This is a genomic window from Yoonia maritima (assembly GCF_003003285.1).
Taxonomy (GTDB): domain Bacteria; phylum Pseudomonadota; class Alphaproteobacteria; order Rhodobacterales; family Rhodobacteraceae; genus Yoonia; species Yoonia maritima.
This window is the reverse complement of record NZ_PVTP01000011.1, coordinates 126,336-143,795: the sequence shown is the minus strand read 5'-3', so window position 1 is coordinate 143,795 and position 17,460 is coordinate 126,336. Positions and strand designations below refer to the sequence as shown.

Here is a 17,460-nt window from a genome sequence, read left to right as displayed (position 1 = left end):
CGGAATTCTGGGGTTCGTTGTGGTGATGCCATTTCGTTTCTCCTTTGAGGCAAAATACCAAGTCAAAGGAGCGGAACAAATCCGCGACAGGTCCACTTCGAAATCTATCTGATCCAAATACTAACTCGACTTTCTAGTTCGCCACTCGGGCATCACTTATATTCAACATGATGGAGTAGGAGTACTGCGCGTTCAACCAATTGTTGCTTCGGAACACCACGTTAGTCAGCGCATTGCGCCATGTTAGGGGCTTCCAGGACTATTGTGCGTGGCCTCCAATTTGCGCTCAAGCTCCTGAATTAATGGCTCAGCGATCGCAAGAACTTCTTGGCTACTGGAGAAAGTATTCGACATAGCGGGGTCAATGAGTATCCCAGACATGCCCATCTCGATCGGGAAAAGTCCACGAAAGGCACGAGAAAGAAGTTCCCTGCAAAAATCCATGACGAAAATACTGGAATAGCCGTGCCCGCCAACTTCTGGGCGAAGTCCGGCTTCAATCCGATGCTCTTTGTCCAACTCCCAATACGAGTCTTTGCACGATTCAATCCTATCAAATAGCTCGCGCAACTGCATAGCAGAGGTGTCGTTCTCCGCTTCCAAAGAAAGTGCCGCAATAGAGGTAACCTGAACGTTTGTTAGGTTCGCGGCTTCAACTGCTCCCGATTGGAAGCCGGACTCTGAGAGGACGATTCCTCGATCAGCTCCGATGTCAGCCACAACCTCACGCAATCCCAAAACATGGAGTTTTGAAACAGGAGTTTTCCAGTGTTTACATTCAACAAGCCAAAGAATTTCAAAACCAACATGTTTTGACCGCACAACAACATCGATATCATGTGTGGTCCTCACTCCAACTAGAGTGACATCCGTCTCAGCTAGGAGCCCGAGTGATCTGAAAAACTCGGCTGCCTCTTCCTAATACTCTTTCCAGTCATCCGCCATGTCAAAACGCCTACTTCACGTGCCAAGATGGTTATCTTAGTTGGCAATAATGGTGTGAGAAAGGAAAGAACACTGTCGTAAAGGAACGATCACATGTCATTCGTCACAATTGAAAAAGTGGTGAGCCGTGATGGGTTCGAACCATCGACCTACTGATTAAAAGTCAGTTGCTCTACCAACTGAGCTAACGGCCCACTGGGCGCTAATTAGAAAGGTGGCACGCTAGGGTCAACCCCCAAATGTCATCTCGACTAGAATAGTATAAAAGACTCCACTATATGGCCGCTATGACCGCAAAAACTCAATCATATCTGCCCTTCATGAAGATGCATGGCCTTGGAAACGACTTTGTTGTCGTCGATGAACGGGGAATCACCCCACAAATTGACGCAACGTTAGCCATCGCAATCGCTGATCGGCACCGTGGAGTCGGATTCGATCAGCTTGCTGTTCTGTCCAATTCGCCGGATTCGGACGTGCATTTGACGTTTTGGAACAGCGATGGATCGACTGCAGGTGCTTGCGGGAATGCGACACGCTGTATTGCGCGGTTTTTGATGGATGAAACGGGACGCGATTCGCTGACACTGACGACAGACCGCGGAACCCTTTACGCCAAAGACGCTGGAAATGGCCTGACCTCTGTTAATATGGGGCAGCCTCAATTGAACTGGGATGAGGTTCCTTTGGCACGTGACGTCGACACGCTGCGTCTACCGATTGACGGAGAACCCACCGCAACTGGTATGGGCAATCCGCACTGCACGTTCTTTGTGGACGATGCTGAAGCGATTGATCTAGCCGCGCGTGGCGCTGAGATTGAACACCATCCGCTATACCCAGAGCGCACGAACGTGCAGTTCGCGAGCCTTTCAGGGCCGGACCACCTGCGTATGCGGGTCTGGGAACGCGGTGTAGGGGTTACACTAGCCTCTGGCTCGTCCTCTTGTGCGACAGCCGTGGCGGCTGCGCGTCGTGGGATCACTGGGCGATCCGTGCGCATTGATCTGGACGGCGGCATCTTGAATATCGAATGGCGCGATGACGGTGTATGGATGACGGGTCCGACGGCACATGTCTTTGACGGGCAATGGCGGCTGTAATGGATATCAAAGCACCTAAATTCTCGAACCACGGTTGCCGGCTAAATGCTTACGAGGCTGAGGCGATGAAAGAGCTCGCGACTTCGGCAGGGGTCGAAAACGCGGTGATCGTGAATACCTGCGCCGTCACAGCCGAGGCCGTGCGCAAAGCCCGCCAGGACATTCGCAAATTGCGCCGCGAAAATCCGGGTGCAAAACTAATTGTGACGGGCTGCGCCGCGCAGACCGAACCCGACACATTCGCTAAGATGTCCGAGGTCGATGTCGTTATCGGCAATACCGAAAAGATGAACCCGGCGACTTGGGCCAACATGGCGCCCAATCTGATTGGGCAAACAGAGCCAGTACAGGTCGACGACATCATGTCGGTCACCGAAACGGCGGGCCACTTGATTGATGGCTTTGGCACACGTAGCCGCGCCTATGTTCAGGTGCAAAACGGTTGTGACCATCGGTGTACCTTCTGCATCATTCCATATGGTCGCGGCAATTCCCGGTCGGTTCCGGCTGGCGTTGTCGTTGATCAAATTAAACGGCTTGTAGATCGTGGATATAATGAAGTCGTTCTAACGGGTGTTGACCTGACAAGTTGGGGCGCGGATTTGCCTGCAGCGCCCAAGTTGGGCGATCTTGTCATGCGTATTCTGAAACTCGTGCCTGACCTGCGCCGCCTGCGCATCAGTTCGATCGACAGCATCGAAGTCGATGAAAATCTGATGCAGGCGATCGCGACCGAACCGCGCCTGATGCCGCATCTGCACCTGTCGTTACAGCATGGCGATGACATGATCCTGAAACGGATGAAACGCCGCCACCTGCGCGATGACGCTATTCAGTTCTGCGAAGATGCGCGAAAGCTTCGGCCTGATATGACCTTTGGTGCCGATATCATCGCGGGCTTCCCGACCGAGACCGAAGCACATTTCGAAAACTCGCTGAATTTGGTGAAAGATTGCGACCTAACTTGGCTGCACGTCTTTCCTTATTCCACGCGGGAAGGGACACCGGCCGCCAAAATCCCAACGCAGGTCAACGGAAAACTGATCAAACACCGTGCGGCGCGTCTACGTGCGGCAGGGCAGGCGCAAGTTGATTTGCATCTAAATGCACAAATCGGCGCGACACATCATATACTGATGGAAAACCCCCGGATGGGTCGGACAGAACAGTTCACCGAAGTGAAGTTCGAAAGGGACCAACCCGAAAGCCAGATCGTTACAACACAGATCACTGGACGCGATGGTGTTCAGCTGACAGCGTAGCACTGATGCAAAGCCTACCAATCCTCTGGTCATTTCGGCGGTGCCCATATGCGATGCGCGCACGCCTAGCGATCCAGTCAAGCGGGCAACCGGTCGAACTGCGCGAGATCGTTTTGCGCAACAAACCAGCCCCGTTCTTGGAAGCCTCTGCAAAGGGCACCGTACCAGTATTGCAGCTACCAGACCGCGTGATTGACGAAAGCCGCGACATTATGATGTGGGCCTTGGGCCAAAGCGACCCCGAAGGATGGCTTGATATGGCCGCCGAAGGGTTCGAATTGATCGCGACCTGTGAAGGGCCGTTTAAGAAAGCGCTGGATCACACGAAATACGCTGTCCGCTATCCCGATTTGGACGAATCCGAACAACGCGAAAAGGCGATGCTGTTTCTTAGGCTGTTGAATGATCGGCTGACAAAGCATCCGTTCCTTATGGGCGATAAACGGACCCTCGCTGATATGGCAATTCTGCCTTTTGTCCGCCAATTCGCCAATACAGATCGCGCTTGGTTTGATGCACAGGATCTGGGGCCACTTACCCAATGGCTTGATGATTTCCTGATGTCAGACCGTTTTTCCAGCATCATGACAAAATATTCGCCTTGGCAAGACGGGCAGGATCAGGTCTTGTTCCCCTGAATTAACAAGGGGGTTAGCTATGCAACTATTGATGTCCGGCATGTCGCCATTCGTTCGCAAGGCGCGCGTTGTTGTCCGCGAACTTGGGCTGACCGACCAAATCACTGAGGTCCCGATTAGCACAACCGCCCTTTCATCTGACCCGACCATCGTTGCAGCAAACCCAACCGGGAAAATCCCGGCGCTCGTTCGCGATGACGGGCCGGCGATCTATGATAGCCGCGTCATTACCCGTTTTCTGAACGATCACGCTGGCGGATCCTTGTATCCCGAAACCCGAATTTGGGAGATCCTGACACTTGAGGCGACAGCAGACGCCATCATGGAGGCAGCGGTTGCTATGGCCTACGAGGTGCGTCTGCGCCCAGAAAACGAACGGTCAACAGATTGGATCGAGGCGCAGTGGGCAAAAGCCAATCGCGGTATCGCTGCAGTGAATAACAAGTGGATGAGCCATCTGAACGGCCCGCTCAACATCGGGCAAATCGCTGTTGCCTGCGCACTATCATATGTGGATTTACGTCATGATGCGCGCGGCTGGCGAACCGGTAACAAAGCACTGGCCGATTGGCACGCAGCGTTTAGTCAGCGCGACAGCATGGTTACTACCGCGCCAGTCTAATCAAAAGTTAAAGCTGACGCCCATATTCACGGCATTGGTGAACACGTCTGTTTCAACCGTGCCACCAGTATCAAGATCAGCTTTATTTTTAGAATACGTACCTTTGTATTCACCAAAGACTGACCACTGATCGTTAATGGGGTAAGTCGCACCAGCAACCCAAGTCGCGGCAGGGCCAGTGACCTGATAGCCAAATGTCTCTGACGTACCATTGGTGACTTCGACATGTGGGATGGCGAGGCCAAGACCACCGCCAACATAAGGTGTCACATCACCGAATGCATGACTCCAACGGCGATAGGCATTCACTGTCAAAGTGTTCAGACCGTCTGTGAACTCAAGCACATCATAACCCGCAGGCAGTTCACCTGCTTTGGGATAAATTTTGTTATGTGCGAAATCGAGCCCATAACCAAAGTCTTCATTCTTCCAGCGTGTCGCGCGAATGCCATAGTAAATCGGCGCGGACGATGATTTACCTTCCCAATCGATTGAAAAGTCATCGTTTCCAATAACGCCATCACGCACAGATACATCCGATGCCGGGGCAGATTGCGCACCTCCATAAAAACTCAGCTCGATTTCAGCAGAGGCCACAGCAGGTGCTGCAATAAGGAGGACGGAAAGTGCGATCGCACGGGACATTGGAATTTCCTAGAATGTGAGTGGTGTAGATCCGCCGTGAGCTGACGGAATTGAGTGTTCGCCTAAGATTGTCATGCCACACTAGCAAGGTACCATTAAGGCAAGCTTAAAATTTTCAAACTGTAATGTGTCTGACACGCCACAAATTTAGCATCAAATTTCATGATGTCGGCGAAAATCGACCTGATCACGCGCAAAAGTGATCAGTACTCCGCCTATCTCTGCAAAATCGCGGGTCGAAATCACACCACCAGATATTGGAATCTTGTTTACGAAGTCTTGGTTGTTTCACAACAATAAAGGCCACAATGAACCCTGCGCCCTATTGTCCGCTGGACGGATCATGTTTTCATGGCTAAACAGCGCCAGAATGGGCTGATGGAAACATCGGTCTGTCTTTCCCGTGGGCGATCGGCCCAATCAAAGAATCGGAGATGCAAGCCGTGTCACATGCAGACGATCATCAGGGCACACGCCGCGACTTTATATACTACGCAACCGCCGGGGCTGGTGTTGTTGCGACAGGTGCAGCGGTGTGGCCACTGGTCAACCAAATGAACCCTTCAGCTGACGTTTTGGCGCTTGCGTCGATCCGCGTCGATATTAGCGCTGTAGCGCCAGGCACGCAGTTGACTGTGCTGTGGCAAGGTAAACCCGTTTTCATTCGGTCACGTACCGAAGACGAAATCGCAGCGGCCCGTGCCGTTGATGTTTCCGAGCTGCCTGATCAAGGCGCTGAAAACGAAAACATTATTGGTGATGCAGATGCATCCGACGAAAACCGCGCACTGTCAGAAGACGGTACTTGGCTGGTTCAGATGGGCGTTTGTACGCATCTTGGCTGTGTGCCTTTGGGCGAACAGGGTGATTTCGGCGGCTGGTTCTGCCCATGCCACGGTTCACACTACGACACTGCCGGTCGTATCCGCAAAGGTCCTGCACCGCGCAACCTTCCCATCCCTGTTGCGTCTTTCGTAGACGAAACAACAATTCAACTCGGTTAAGGAGCGCGCACCATGTCTGGTATCCCCCACGACCATTACGAACCCAAGACTGGCATCGAAAAGTGGCTGCACACGCGCCTGCCCATCGTTGGCCTTGTCTATGACACCCTGATGCTTCCGACGCCAAAGAACCTGAACTGGATGTGGATCTGGGGCATCGTTCTGGCGTTTACGCTGGTTCTGCAAATCGCCACCGGTATCGTTCTGGTGATGCACTATACGCCTCACGTTGATCTGGCGTTCGCTTCGGTTGAACACATCATGCGTGACGTAAACGGCGGTCATATGATCCGCTACTTCCACGCAAACGGCGCATCGCTGTTCTTTGTTGCTGTTTACCTGCACATCTTCCGCGGCCTGTACTACGGTTCTTACAAAGCACCACGCGAGGTCACTTGGATCATCGGTATGTTGATGTACCTAATGATGATGGGCACCGCGTTTATGGGCTACGTTTTGCCTTGGGGCCAAATGTCGTTCCACGGTACAGCGGTTATTACTGGCCTATTCGGTGCGATCCCATTCATCGGTGAATCAATCCAGACATGGCTTCTTGGTGCATCTGCTGTTGGTCAGCCTGCGCTGAACCGCTTCTTCTCGCTTCACTATCTGCTGCCATTTGTTCTGCTGGGCCTGACAATTGTTCACGTTTGGGCGTTCCACACGACAGGCAACAACAACCCAACTGGTGTTGAAGTTCGCCGTACAAGCAAAGAAGACGCAGCAAAAGATACGCTACCATTCTGGCCATACTTCGTGATCAAAGACCTGTTCGCGCTGGCTGTTGTTCTGGCGGTATTCATGGCGATCGTTGGCTTTATGCCAAACTACCTTGGCCACCCAGATAACTACATCCCTGCGAACCCGCTGGCGACACCGTCGCACATCGTTCCAGAATGGTACTTCCTGCCATTCTACGCGATCCTGCGTGCGTTCACTGCGGACGTGTGGCTGGTGCAACTTGTCAACTTTGTCAGCTTCGGCATCATCGACGCGAAGTTCTTTGGGGTTCTGGCAATGTTTGGCGCGATCGCTGTAATGGCATTGGCACCTTGGCTGGATACATCATCGGTTCGTTCAGGTCGTTACCGCCCAATGTTCAAATGGTGGTTTGCACTGCTGGCATTCGACTTCTTGGTTCTGATGTGGGTCGGCGCAATGCCAACTGACGGCATCTACCCATACATCTCTTTGATCGCAGCGACTTACTGGTTCGGTTACTTCCTCGTTCTTCTGCCACTTCTTGGCGTGATCGAGAAACCGCTGCCACAGCCTGCAACCATCGAAGACGACTTTAACGCGCACTACGCGCCGAAAGCTGGGGCGTCTGCCTCTGCGAAATCGGCCGAGTGAGAAAGGACCAATGAATATGTTCCGTAAACTCACACTTACCGCCGCTACAATGCTTGCCCTGACATCAGGGCAAGTGTTCGCCGCCGAAGCAGAAACCGAGATAGAAGACTTTGCGTTTTCATTCGAGGGCCCATTCGGTAGCTTTGACCAAATGCAGCTTCAGCGCGGCCTTCAAATCTACACCGAAGTCTGTTCAGCATGTCACGGTCTAGAATTCGTCGCATTCCGCACACTGCATGACGAAGGTGGCCCTGCGCTGCCTGAAGATCAGATGCGCGCTTACGCAGAATTTTACGAAGTCTACGACGAATCCATCGAAGACTATCGCGCAGCAACACCCGCGGATAAATTCCCTGCGGTCACTGGCGCTGGCGCACCTGATCTGTCGTTGATGGCGAAATCTCGTGCAGGCTTCCACGGCCCATTGGGTTCTGGGATCAACCAACTGGTCAAAGGCATGGGCGGCGCAGAATACATCGCGTCGATCCTGTCTGGTTACCATGAAACGCCTGAATGTGCGCCAGAGGACTTTGACGGTTACTATAACGTTGCCTTCGCCCCCGGTGGTTACCCCGAAGAATGTCTTGACGATCACGGTCACCGTACAGTTCCAGGTAGCTGGATCGGCATGGCGCCACCGCTTTGGGGTGACGATGTTGAATACGCTGACGGCCATTCGACTGAACTCCACCACGAGGCACAAGACGTTGCTGCATTCCTGATGTGGACAGCCGAGCCTAAAATGATGGCGCGTAAACAAGCTGGCCTGTCCGGTGTAATCCTGCTGATCATGCTGTCAGTACTGCTGTACCTCACAAACAAACGTCTGTGGGCACCACACAAACACAAAGACTGATCAATCCAGTCACCGAATTAGAAAAGGCCCGCCAAATTGGTGGGCCTTTTTCGTGACCAAAGGTGAACTTTAGTCCACCCATGTTATCCAAGATACGCAACCAATGCCGGGGGCGGATCATCAAACAAAACGTTAGTCGCAACAGGCATTGAAACGGTTCCATCCGCAACAATCGCGACATCATCGGCGATGCGTTTCGCGTCGTTAGGATCGTGGGTCACCATAATCACCGTGCGGCCCTGATCTGCCAGCGTCGTTTTCACCAAATCCAGCATCTCATCTTTCAAACGCGGACCAAGCGCCGCAAAGGGTTCATCCAATAGAACGACGGGCCGATCAGCGAGTAACACACGGGCAAGCGCCGCGCGGCTTTGTTGACCACCAGATAGCGCGGCTGGCTTTCGCCCACCAAAACCGGCCAGCCCAACACTTTCCAAGACGTCTTCAACTCGACCCGCCTCGGTCGATGACAACCGCAGACTAGGACGCAGCCCCAACCCAACATTTTGCGCGACCGTAAGGTGCGGAAACAGATTGTTATCCTGAAACAACATACTGACAGGCCGATCAGAAGGGGACAGTCGGGTCAATTCCATATCGTCCCAAAGAACCCGACCGGAAACCGGTACAAAAAAGCCAGCAATCGCAGAAAGAAACGTCGACTTGCCTGCCCCCGATGGGCCAATCAGCCCTGTGACTTTACCAACAACAAACTGTAAATCCGCGCGTAATTCAAAGTCATCCTGCCGCAGTTCTAGCCCATCACAGATCAACATCGCTGCGGCCTCCTTGGTCACAAATCCAAAATATCAGCAGGCTTAACGCCAGCAATAGCAGTGCAGCACCTGCTGCTGCGTCCACACGATAGGCCCCCATCAAACGATACATCGCGAGGGGCAGGGTTTCTTCGGACTTGCCAGCGAACAATGTGATTACGCCTAAATCACCCATCGACAAAGCCGCTGATAGCCCGGCACCGAAACCCAAGGGACGGCGAATGCGCGGTAAGACAACGATACGTAACCACGACCAACCTGACAGCCCGACAGACGCCCCCAAGCGCCCGAAATCGTCTTGAACCGCCGCAATCGCAGGGCCAATTGCGCGTAATACAAAGGGTAGGGCAAGCGTCGCATTCACCAGCATGGTTACAATCAAGGCAACATCGCTGGGGCTCACGAACGGATAGACGATCAGGAACGCCCCTGTCCCCACAACCAACCCCGACGCGGCCAATGGCAGCACCCCGATCACTGCGACAGCGCGTCCACCCCAAAGGCCGAGCGCGACAGACATCGCACAACACAAGGTCGCCGAGCCAATCGCAACAAGGATAGATCGTAGGGCAGCAATCCAAACCGTACCCGGCATCAACAACAGCCCGGGTAGCCCGCGAAGAACGACCATGCCCAATGGAACTAACAAGAACGGCGCTGCCGCACTGATAACGACATAGTCCAGCAACGGCCGTTTCAAATCCCAACGCGCGACCACGCGGTCAAAACCTGCGCCCATCGCATCGGTACCAGTGACGCGCCACGCAAAGACCGCAGCGACAACGCACAGCCCAAATTGGATGCACGCCAACAACGCCGCACGCCCTAGGTCGAAATCAAAACGCAACGCCTGATAAATCGCCAATTCAACTGTGGTGCTTTTCGGACCACCACCTAGCGTTAGCGCGACCGCAAAGCTGGTCAGACAAATCAGAAAGATCACCAAGAACGTGCTTGGGACGATTGCCCGCAGCATTGGTATCTCGAGCAAGCGGCCCACTGGTGCACCCAGACTTGCGGCTAGGCGGAACCTCTCAGCTGGGATCGCAAGCCAGCCCTGTAAAATGAACCGCACGGCAAGCGGCAGATTAAAGAAAACATGCGCAAGAACGACACCATGAAATCCGTAAATGGATATGGGGTCGAAACCTAGAACCCCTAGAAAGACGTTCACAATGCCCCCGCGACCGAAGACGGCAAGCAACCCAACGATCGCGACGATAACGGGCAACAAGAACGGTGCGCCCAACAGCGTGATTAACGCCTGACGGCCGCGAAACCGTCGCCGGGCCAAGGCACGCGCAACGGGGATGGCGCATAGAACGCTAATAAATGCGGATACAAAGGCTTGGGTCACCGTAAACCGGATCGCCGCCCAATCAGCAGGACTAAGCCCGCTTGCCCAGTCCGCCCGCAGCGCAACCGCTGCAAGCGTCCCAAGCGTCAACACCAGTACCAGCGCCCCAGATAGGGCGCCGGGCCAGCGTGGACTTATTGTGAAAGCGCGTTGCGCCATTCTTCCAATGCTTCATCCCGGATCGCTGCTGCATCCTCGGGTGATTTCAACAATGAAGCCGTTGGGGTCATCAGCGTTTCAAACCCTTCGGGCAATCCTGCTTCTGGGGTCACAGCCGGGTACATCCAGTTCGTTGTCGGAATGACAGATTGGAACCCTTCGGACACAATGAATGCCATGAACTGGTCCGCCAGTTCTGACTGATCAGTGCCAGCGACTTTGCCCGCTACTTCGACCTGCATGTAGTGACCTTCGTCGAACGACCAAGCAACTTTGCTGGCGTCTTCTTCGGCAATCAAGTGGTATGCAGGCGACGTTGTGTAAGACAGAACCGCATCAGCTTCGCCATCTAGGAACATACCGTAAGCTTCGGACCAACCGGGGGTGACGGTGACGATGTTGTCGGCCAAAGCGGCCCACAAATCTGCGGCTTCGCCCGGGTAGGCATCTTTGACCCACATCAGCAGACCCAAGCCGGGCGTTGATGAACGCGGGTCTTGGATAACGATCTTTAGGTCACTGTCAGCCAGATCACGGATCGACGTCGCTACGGTATCATCCGCATTCCCGACAAAGGCAAAATAGCCCCAGTCAAATGGTAAGAAATCAGGATCAGTCCACGCAATCGGCAAATCCAGATCAGCGGTCACACCGTGCGGTGCAAACAGGCCCGTTTCACGGGCGGCTGCGGTCAGGTTGGTATCCAATCCCAACACCACATCAAATTCGGTACGTGGGCCTTCTAACTGAAGACGGGCCAGCAAGGCAGCACCATCGCTGCTGCCGACAAATTCCAGATCGCAGGCACACTCGGCCTCGAACGCGGCCTCAATTGCGGGGCCGGGGCCCCATTCGCTGACGAAGCTATCGTATGTCAAAACTTGCAGTACCGGGGTCTCGGCCATTGCGCCTGTGGCACAAAGGGCAAGTCCCGCGACAACTGGCAGATAGATCGGTTTTTGCATCGTATCCTCCAAATGCGACGGGCGGATTGGGGGATAGCGCGATTGCCATACCTTCCCTCCGCCGGTCTTAACCGGTTCAGGTTCAACGGGTCCGCTTACGCATCTCAGCCATTTCTGGCCCCCCGAGGTACGTGTTGAATACGCGCTGGCCGGGCAAATGAAAAGGGCCGCAGATTTTGCTGCGGCCCCCCGTCGTAAACGTTTATCAATCAGGCCACATGGTCATGCGGCATTTCAACTTCATCGTCATCAACGATACCCGCATCTGGGTCGTTGAAGACATCAAGGTCGATTTTGCCTTCGCCCTTGGCAACGATAGACGTGACTACCGCATCGCCAGTGATATTCACGGCCGTACGGATCATATCCATCAGACGATCGACACCTAGGATGATCGCAATACCTTCGATAGGCAGACCAACTTGGCTAAGCACCATCGTCAGCATAACCAGCCCAACACCGGGCACGCCCGCTGTACCGATAGATGCCAACACGGCCATGCCGATCACAGTCAGATAACCACCTAGGCCCAGATCAATGGCATAGACATTGGCCAAGAAGACCGTGGCGACCCCCTGCATGATCGCGGTCCCGTCCATGTTGATCGTTGCGCCAAACGGGATACAAAACGACGCGATAGATTTATCCACCCCCACACGTTCGGTAACGGAACGGTAAGTCACTGGGATAGTCGCGTTCGAGCTCGCGGTTGAAAACGCGAAAATCTGCGCCGGACGCATCTTGCGCATAAACGTTAACGGGTTCAGCCCGGCTAACACTTTCAGCATCGTTGGTAGCGTGATGAACAGGTGAATGAACAGTGCAGCAACCAGCGTGATGACATAGGCCATAACGGGCAGGAAAAGCCCGATGCCTTGTTCAGCGAATGTCTTAGCGATCAGACAAAAAACACCATAAGGCGCAAAATGCATAACGATCGCGACGACCTTCATCATCAGGTCATTCATATAGCTACACGCAGCGATGAAACCTTCAGATTTCGCACCAAGCATCAAAACGGCGACGCCCAGAACGACAGTATAAAAGATCACCTGCAGCATTTCGCCATTGGCAAAGGCAGCAATTGGGTTGGTCGGTACGATATTCGCAAAGACGCTCCATACCGTCGGGGCCTCGCGCCCGGTCACGCCAGACGTATCAATGCCTTGCATATCAAAGCCCTTACCGGGGCCAATCAATGACGCCAGCGCAATGGCGATGGTAATCGCAAGCGCAGTCGTCGCGAGGTATAGAAAGAACGACTTGGTGCCAACACGGCCCAAGACACGAACATCACCGATGCCAGTAACCCCACCCAAAAGCGAGAAAAACACCAATGGAACGACCAGCATTTTTAGGGCGTTCACGAACATCTTGCCAATCATGCCAAACAGGCCGGCAACGATCTGCGTATTGATAAAGTTGTTGTTGATTTGGTTAAAGATTACACCAACCACGATCCCTGCGCCCATCGCGATCATGATCTTCATGGTTAGCGACATACCGTGGCCGCCATGCGTATCAGTTGTCATTTTTAACTCCCCATTATTCCTAAGGTTGAGATTGGCACAGTTTTACAATTTCTCAAAATTCAGTGGTGATGCTGACCAAGATTGAACAAACGCGGGCCTTCCTGTAACCGGGTTGCAATCAAAGAGGCGCGCATATGTCGATCAACAGTTTCGGTCATCTATTTCGGTTCACAACTTGGGGCGAAAGCCACGGGCCCGCATTGGGTGCAACGGTCGATGGATGCCCCCCCGGCGTTCCAATTGACGCGGCAATGCTTCAGCAATGGCTGGATAAACGCCGCCCCGGTCTGAACAAGAACACGACCCAGCGGAACGAACCCGACGCGGTCGAAATCCTATCTGGCGTGTTCGAAGGCAAATCGACAGGCACACCCATTCAGCTCATGATCCGCAACACCGACCAGCGTTCAAAAGACTACGGCGACATCGCCAACACCTTCCGTCCCGGTCACGCTGACATCACCTATCACCAGAAATACGGCATCCGTGATTATCGCGGTGGTGGACGGTCTTCTGCACGTGAAACAGCTGCCCGCGTTGCAGCTGGCGGGGTTGCACGCGAAGCGATCAAAGCGATAGCGCCAAATGTTCAAATCAAAGGCTACATGACCCAGATGGGTGCTAAACAGATCGACAGATCAAAGGTCGATTGGGATCAGATTGATCAAAACGATTTCTTCTGCCCAGACGCAGATGCCGCAGCCGAATGGAACGACTATCTCGCGTGGCTGCGCAAAGACGATCACAACTCTGTCGGTGCAATTATCGAAGTCGTCGCCCGTGGCGTACCCGCAGGCATCGGCGCACCAGTTTATGCTAAGTTAGATACTGATTTGTCTGCTGCAATGATGTCGATCAACGCCGTTAAAGGCGTCGAAATCGGTGAAGGTATGGCCGCAGCGGCGCTTACTGGTCGCGAAAATGCTGACGAAATTTTCATGGGTCCAAACGGCCCTGAATACAGTTCCAACCACGCGGGTGGTATCCTTGGCGGGATCAGTACAGGGCAGGATATCGTCGTGCGCTTTGCCGTAAAACCGACCTCATCCATCCTATCGCCGCGCAAATCAATACGCATGGATGGATCACCGATGGAAGTCATCACCAAAGGCCGCCACGACCCATGTGTCGGCATCCGCGCCGTTCCAGTCGGTGAGGCGATGATGGCATGCGTGATACTTGACCACCTGTTGCTAGACCGCGGCCAAACCGGCGGCGTCCGCGGCAAAATTGGTTAAGCACCTATTGCTTTGACAACTGCACCGCTAAAATACCGCCTGCAATAATTGCGACGCCGATTACGTCCAGCCATCCGATGGTTTCGCCCAAAAGGGCGGCCGCGATAGCCACGCCTAAAAACGGGTTGAGGAAGTGGAAGGTTGAGGCTTTTACCGCACCAATCCGCCCGACCAACATGAACCAAACCCAAGTCGCGGCAAGGCCAGGAACCAACGTTGTATAAAGAAAAGCAACGATCAACTGCCAATTCCACGTAACGACCCAGTCTTCCAATATGACGGCAGGAACCGCAAGGATAGTTGCGCCGACCAGCATTTGCAGTCCGACGATCATCAATACATTACCGCCCGATGACGCGCCTAGAACAGCAAGTGTAGCTATCGTCAAAGAAACAACACCGATCACGCATAGGATTAGGCCAAACATGTCGACGCCACCTTGCAGCCTTGCGCCCATGATCAAGGCAACGCCAATCACGCCAGCGATCAACCCCATAAGACCAAGCGGCTTTACCTTGTTGCCAAAGATGACCCAACCCACAAACGCAACCAACAATGGCATGGTAGACGCGATAATTGCCGCTAGCGACGCAGGTACCGTCTGCATCGCAACAAAGTTCATGCCAAGATAAAGCGCATTCTGACAAAGCCCAAAGACAAGCACACCCAACCATTGACGGCAGCTAAGCCGGGCAGTTTGCCCAATCGCGAGTGCGATCAAGATACCCAGCAATCCAGATACAAGAAATCGCAAAGCCAAGGCTGTCAACGGCGGTGCATATTCAACAATTACACGGGCAGAAGTGAACGCCGAAGACCACATCGCCGCAAAGGCGAGACCCATAAGAATTGCTTTGATATCCATGCTGTGACGTTTGCCCAACCGATAGGAAACGTCAATCCAGCCAAGAACTTATATTGTATCGGTACGATTTCATACAATCACTGTGCTGAAACCAGCAGTTCAATCGTGGAACCGTCGGGACGGTTCAAAACTGGCAGGCTGCCACCTTCGGTGATGTCGGAAAAATAAAACGGTTGAAGGTACCAGCCGTCGACAAAACTATCATATCGAACGTCCAGCGAAACACGATGTTCCACCTCAGCTCCAAGCACTAGTGGCGTGCTTGCCATCACAGTGATCAAACCAGTACCCAGTTTCATTTCACTACGTTCTGGGATTTCAACGCTGTTGCGTTCCAAATTGACGCGCGTACCGTCGATTACCAAATCGGTCTGATCCAGTAACATGCTGACGAATGCATCCTGTTCAGCTGCAACTAGTGTTCCATCGCCATCGGTGTCCATATGATCGAACATATGTCCGCCATCTTCCGTTGAAGGGACAACGAGGTACGTCAATACGGCTTCGGTACGGCCAATCGAAATCAGAACTTGTTGCTGAACATCAGCATGAGGATGGGCCCCCGCACCGATAGGTGCGGCAAGCATCAACAATACGAATAAATGACGCATCGGTTATTGGCTCGCAATCCAAGCAGTCCCGTAGTCATTTGTTGGATCACGATACATATTGTGCGTATGTTCCGTCAGATCGCCGCCCAAACCTTGAGGTGCATATTCCAATACGATTTCAGGACCAGTCACCCGAAAGTAAGCGTCGCCAAATGTATCTACAGATCCCCACCAGCCAAAATAAGTGTCGTCGATATCTGCACGCACAGTTTCCATTTTCGCGTTAAAATCACGTGCGTTGAACTGACCAATACGAACTGCAACCAAATCTAACAGCGCCTCTTTTTGCACATCAGTCAGATCAGATCCGCGAATACCCTCTGGGGCGACTGTGGTGCCATAGGCCCCCGGTCCAAGCAATAACTCAACTGGCGACGAACCACGCACTGCGACTGCCTTTTGATCGATATCCAAAGTATCAAGAAACGCAAGTGCCGCTGTAACTTCTTCTTGGGTGATATAAACGCTTTCGCCCTCATATTCGACAGTGAGTGGCTGACCACCTGTCAACATTGGCGAAAACGAAGCCTGCGCACCAACAAAGGTCGCATTTATCGCTAGGTGGTGACCACCAAACTGGAACAACCAAGGCGCATCTGTTGCCGGCGTGCCGACAAACGATACATAGTAATATGCGCTACCAAAATCCGCAGGCGGACCGTCACCGCCAACAAGCGTGTCATCCGCCGCCATCTGTAAATTCGCGTTACGCACGCCGTCAGCGCTGAGAACCACAGAAAGTAACGCATCAAGAGCCGCGTTTTGCACATCATCCAAATCACCACGCATTAACTCGCCGCGCGGCACAAAGCTGGTCGGAAAGTTGGACCACCGCGCACGTTGCTCATTGTCATCAAAGGCATAGATTACAGCATCGCGCTGAGCAGCTGAAAGTGTGTCCAAAAACGCGTTTGCAGTCGCAACAATATTTTCGGTAGTCGCATCAATCTCAGATACATCAATGGCTTCGGCCATTTCAAATGCAACCGTTTCACCTGCTGGACCGCCTCCTTGCGCAAAAACTGAAAAGGCAGTGGGGACCAAAACCGCGATAGTGGCTGCCGCGGCAAGTTTGGTTTTTGTGATTTGCATCTGTTGTTCTCCGATATTCGAAGCATGATACGTATACAGCCACAATTTCCGTCGAAACTTTTGAACAAAAAAGGGCCGCCCATTCAGGCGACCCTTTTATAACCTCGCATTCGGCACTTGGCCAAATGGCTTAGCCGTTTACGCTGTCTTTCAGCGCTTTTGCGATTGTCATTTTGACAACCTTGTCGGCTTCTTTTTTGATTTGCTCACCTGTGGCAGGGTTGCGAACCATACGCTCTGGGCGTTCACGGCAATAGATTTTGCCAACACCTGGAAGAGTAACAGCGCCGCCGCCAGCTACTTCTTTGGTGATGATGCCAGTCACGGCGTCCAGTGCAGCGCCTGCTGCTTTTTTATCCATGCCAGTTTCATCGGCAAGTGCAGCAACGAGTTGCGCTTTAGTTAGTGGTTTAGTCGCCATTTTCTGGTCTCCCTTA

The 17,460-nt window shown here is 53.2% G+C and carries 17 protein-coding genes, 1 tRNA gene, 1 pseudogene and 1 riboswitch; of the genes and pseudogenes, 8 read left to right on the top strand and 11 right to left on the bottom strand.

Going from position 1 to position 17,460, the window contains the following annotated elements:
- Positions 1 to 243: 243 nt before the first annotated feature.
- Together CLV80_RS15050 and CLV80_RS15045 are read right to left on the bottom strand one after the other, a co-directional pair.
- A pseudogene (locus tag CLV80_RS15050) lies at positions 244 to 897 on the bottom strand (restriction endonuclease); the annotation flags it as partial.
- 166 nt (positions 898 to 1,063) lie between these two features.
- Positions 1,064 to 1,139 (bottom strand) — tRNA-Lys (locus CLV80_RS15045).
- Between the two features lie 84 nt (positions 1,140 to 1,223).
- Here CLV80_RS15045 and dapF point away from each other — a divergent pair.
- The 4 genes from dapF to CLV80_RS15025 are packed head-to-tail and all read left to right on the top strand — an operon-like array spanning position 1,224 to position 4,570.
- Entirely contained in the window at positions 1,224 to 2,048 is an 825-nt protein-coding gene (dapF, locus tag CLV80_RS15040) for a diaminopimelate epimerase (protein ID WP_106358756.1), read from the top strand.
- Positions 2,036 to 3,310, top strand: coding sequence for a tRNA (N(6)-L-threonylcarbamoyladenosine(37)-C(2))-methylthiotransferase MtaB (mtaB, locus tag CLV80_RS15035; RefSeq protein ID WP_106358755.1), 1,275 nt, complete (start codon positions 2,036 to 2,038; stop codon positions 3,308 to 3,310). Before dapF ends, mtaB begins: the two co-directional genes overlap by 13 nt.
- A 5-nt stretch (positions 3,311 to 3,315) precedes the next feature.
- The gene (locus CLV80_RS15030) at positions 3,316 to 3,948 is read left to right on the top strand and encodes a glutathione S-transferase (protein WP_106358754.1); all 633 of its coding nucleotides are present in this window, start codon (positions 3,316 to 3,318) and stop codon (positions 3,946 to 3,948) included.
- Between the two features lie 19 nt (positions 3,949 to 3,967).
- The gene (locus CLV80_RS15025) at positions 3,968 to 4,570 is read left to right on the top strand and encodes a glutathione S-transferase (protein ID WP_106358753.1); all 603 of its coding nucleotides are present in this window, start codon (positions 3,968 to 3,970) and stop codon (positions 4,568 to 4,570) included.
- On the opposite strand, the gene CLV80_RS15020 is transcribed toward CLV80_RS15025, so the two are convergent.
- The gene (locus tag CLV80_RS15020; RefSeq protein ID WP_106358752.1) at positions 4,571 to 5,215 is read right to left on the bottom strand and encodes an outer membrane beta-barrel protein; all 645 of its coding nucleotides are present in this window, start codon (positions 5,213 to 5,215) and stop codon (positions 4,571 to 4,573) included.
- Positions 5,216 to 5,658: 443 nt separating this feature from the next.
- Here CLV80_RS15020 and petA point away from each other — a divergent pair, with 443 nt between their 5' ends.
- Genes petA through CLV80_RS15005 form a run of 3 tightly spaced genes read left to right on the top strand, consistent with a single transcriptional unit; the run spans position 5,659 to position 8,428 of the window.
- Positions 5,659 to 6,219: a ubiquinol-cytochrome c reductase iron-sulfur subunit gene (petA, locus tag CLV80_RS15015; protein WP_106358768.1), complete on the top strand. Its 561-nt coding sequence runs from the start codon at positions 5,659 to 5,661 to the stop codon at positions 6,217 to 6,219.
- A 12-nt stretch (positions 6,220 to 6,231) separates the two neighbouring features.
- Positions 6,232 to 7,572: a cytochrome b gene (gene petB / locus CLV80_RS15010; RefSeq protein ID WP_106358751.1), complete on the top strand. Its 1,341-nt coding sequence runs from the start codon at positions 6,232 to 6,234 to the stop codon at positions 7,570 to 7,572.
- Positions 7,573 to 7,582: 10 nt separating this feature from the next.
- On the top strand, positions 7,583 to 8,428 hold the full coding sequence (locus CLV80_RS15005) for a cytochrome c1 (protein WP_106358750.1): 846 nt from the start codon (positions 7,583 to 7,585) through the stop codon (positions 8,426 to 8,428).
- 83 nt (positions 8,429 to 8,511) lie between these two features.
- Here the strand turns inward: CLV80_RS15005 and CLV80_RS15000 are convergent, their stop codons facing one another.
- The 4 genes from CLV80_RS15000 to CLV80_RS14985 all read right to left on the bottom strand — a co-directional run bounded on the left by CLV80_RS15000 (position 8,512) and on the right by CLV80_RS14985 (position 13,217).
- Positions 8,512 to 9,204, bottom strand: coding sequence for a thiamine ABC transporter ATP-binding protein (locus tag CLV80_RS15000; protein WP_106358749.1), 693 nt, complete (start codon positions 9,202 to 9,204; stop codon positions 8,512 to 8,514).
- On the bottom strand, positions 9,191 to 10,720 hold the full coding sequence (locus CLV80_RS14995) for an ABC transporter permease family protein (RefSeq protein ID WP_106358748.1): 1,530 nt from the start codon (positions 10,718 to 10,720) through the stop codon (positions 9,191 to 9,193). Before CLV80_RS14995 ends, CLV80_RS15000 begins: the two co-directional genes overlap by 14 nt.
- Positions 10,696 to 11,685, bottom strand: coding sequence for a thiamine ABC transporter substrate binding subunit (gene thiB / locus CLV80_RS14990; protein WP_106358747.1), 990 nt, complete (start codon positions 11,683 to 11,685; stop codon positions 10,696 to 10,698). The genes CLV80_RS14995 and thiB overlap by 25 nt, the downstream gene beginning before the upstream one ends.
- A 36-nt stretch (positions 11,686 to 11,721) precedes the next feature.
- Positions 11,722 to 11,820: riboswitch (TPP riboswitch) on the bottom strand.
- A gap of 74 nt (positions 11,821 to 11,894) precedes the next feature.
- Positions 11,895 to 13,217 carry a dicarboxylate/amino acid:cation symporter gene (locus tag CLV80_RS14985; protein ID WP_207766597.1) on the bottom strand — a complete coding sequence of 441 codons (1,323 nt, stop codon included), beginning with the start codon at positions 13,215 to 13,217 and terminating at the stop codon, positions 11,895 to 11,897.
- Between the two features lie 134 nt (positions 13,218 to 13,351).
- Between CLV80_RS14985 and aroC the strand changes: the two genes are divergently transcribed.
- On the top strand, positions 13,352 to 14,455 hold the full coding sequence (aroC, locus tag CLV80_RS14980; RefSeq protein ID WP_106358746.1) for a chorismate synthase: 1,104 nt from the start codon (positions 13,352 to 13,354) through the stop codon (positions 14,453 to 14,455).
- Positions 14,456 to 14,459: 4 nt separating this feature from the next.
- On the opposite strand, the gene CLV80_RS14975 is transcribed toward aroC, so the two are convergent.
- The 4 genes from CLV80_RS14975 to CLV80_RS14960 all read right to left on the bottom strand — a co-directional run bounded on the left by CLV80_RS14975 (position 14,460) and on the right by CLV80_RS14960 (position 17,444).
- Positions 14,460 to 15,320, bottom strand: coding sequence for a DMT family transporter (locus CLV80_RS14975; RefSeq protein WP_106358745.1), 861 nt, complete (start codon positions 15,318 to 15,320; stop codon positions 14,460 to 14,462).
- Positions 15,321 to 15,397: 77 nt separating this feature from the next.
- On the bottom strand, positions 15,398 to 15,931 hold the full coding sequence (locus CLV80_RS14970) for a hypothetical protein (protein ID WP_106358744.1): 534 nt from the start codon (positions 15,929 to 15,931) through the stop codon (positions 15,398 to 15,400).
- Positions 15,932 to 15,934: 3 nt separating this feature from the next.
- Positions 15,935 to 17,023: a DUF3500 domain-containing protein gene (locus CLV80_RS14965; protein WP_106358743.1), complete on the bottom strand. Its 1,089-nt coding sequence runs from the start codon at positions 17,021 to 17,023 to the stop codon at positions 15,935 to 15,937.
- Between the two features lie 130 nt (positions 17,024 to 17,153).
- Complete coding sequence (locus CLV80_RS14960; protein WP_106358742.1) at positions 17,154 to 17,444, bottom strand: HU family DNA-binding protein; 291 nt, start codon at positions 17,442 to 17,444, stop codon at positions 17,154 to 17,156.
- Positions 17,445 to 17,460 lie beyond the last annotated feature (16 nt).

What these genes read in the sequence shown, in the direction of transcription:
- CLV80_RS14970 (WP_106358744.1), bottom strand. Translation starts at nt 15,931, where the DNA reads ATGCGTCATTTATTCGTATTGTTGATGCTTGCCGCACCTATCGGTGCG.
- mtaB (WP_106358755.1), top strand. Translation starts at nt 2,036, where the DNA reads ATGGCGGCTGTAATGGATATCAAAGCACCTAAATTCTCGAACCACGGT.
- thiB (WP_106358747.1), bottom strand. Translation starts at nt 11,685, where the DNA reads ATGCAAAAACCGATCTATCTGCCAGTTGTCGCGGGACTTGCCCTTTGT.
- CLV80_RS14975 (WP_106358745.1), bottom strand. Translation starts at nt 15,320, where the DNA reads ATGGATATCAAAGCAATTCTTATGGGTCTCGCCTTTGCGGCGATGTGG.
- CLV80_RS14985 (WP_207766597.1), bottom strand. Translation starts at nt 13,217, where the DNA reads ATGACAACTGATACGCATGGCGGCCACGGTATGTCGCTAACCATGAAG.
- CLV80_RS14965 (WP_106358743.1), bottom strand. Translation starts at nt 17,023, where the DNA reads ATGCAAATCACAAAAACCAAACTTGCCGCGGCAGCCACTATCGCGGTT.
- petB (WP_106358751.1), top strand. Translation starts at nt 6,232, where the DNA reads ATGTCTGGTATCCCCCACGACCATTACGAACCCAAGACTGGCATCGAA.
- CLV80_RS15030 (WP_106358754.1), top strand. Translation starts at nt 3,316, where the DNA reads ATGCAAAGCCTACCAATCCTCTGGTCATTTCGGCGGTGCCCATATGCG.
- CLV80_RS15005 (WP_106358750.1), top strand. Translation starts at nt 7,583, where the DNA reads ATGAATATGTTCCGTAAACTCACACTTACCGCCGCTACAATGCTTGCC.
- dapF (WP_106358756.1), top strand. Translation starts at nt 1,224, where the DNA reads ATGGCCGCTATGACCGCAAAAACTCAATCATATCTGCCCTTCATGAAG.
- CLV80_RS14995 (WP_106358748.1), bottom strand. Translation starts at nt 10,720, where the DNA reads ATGGCGCAACGCGCTTTCACAATAAGTCCACGCTGGCCCGGCGCCCTA.
- CLV80_RS15020 (WP_106358752.1), bottom strand. Translation starts at nt 5,215, where the DNA reads ATGTCCCGTGCGATCGCACTTTCCGTCCTCCTTATTGCAGCACCTGCT.
- CLV80_RS14960 (WP_106358742.1), bottom strand. Translation starts at nt 17,444, where the DNA reads ATGGCGACTAAACCACTAACTAAAGCGCAACTCGTTGCTGCACTTGCC.
- CLV80_RS15000 (WP_106358749.1), bottom strand. Translation starts at nt 9,204, where the DNA reads ATGTTGATCTGTGATGGGCTAGAACTGCGGCAGGATGACTTTGAATTA.
- CLV80_RS15025 (WP_106358753.1), top strand. Translation starts at nt 3,968, where the DNA reads ATGCAACTATTGATGTCCGGCATGTCGCCATTCGTTCGCAAGGCGCGC.
- aroC (WP_106358746.1), top strand. Translation starts at nt 13,352, where the DNA reads ATGTCGATCAACAGTTTCGGTCATCTATTTCGGTTCACAACTTGGGGC.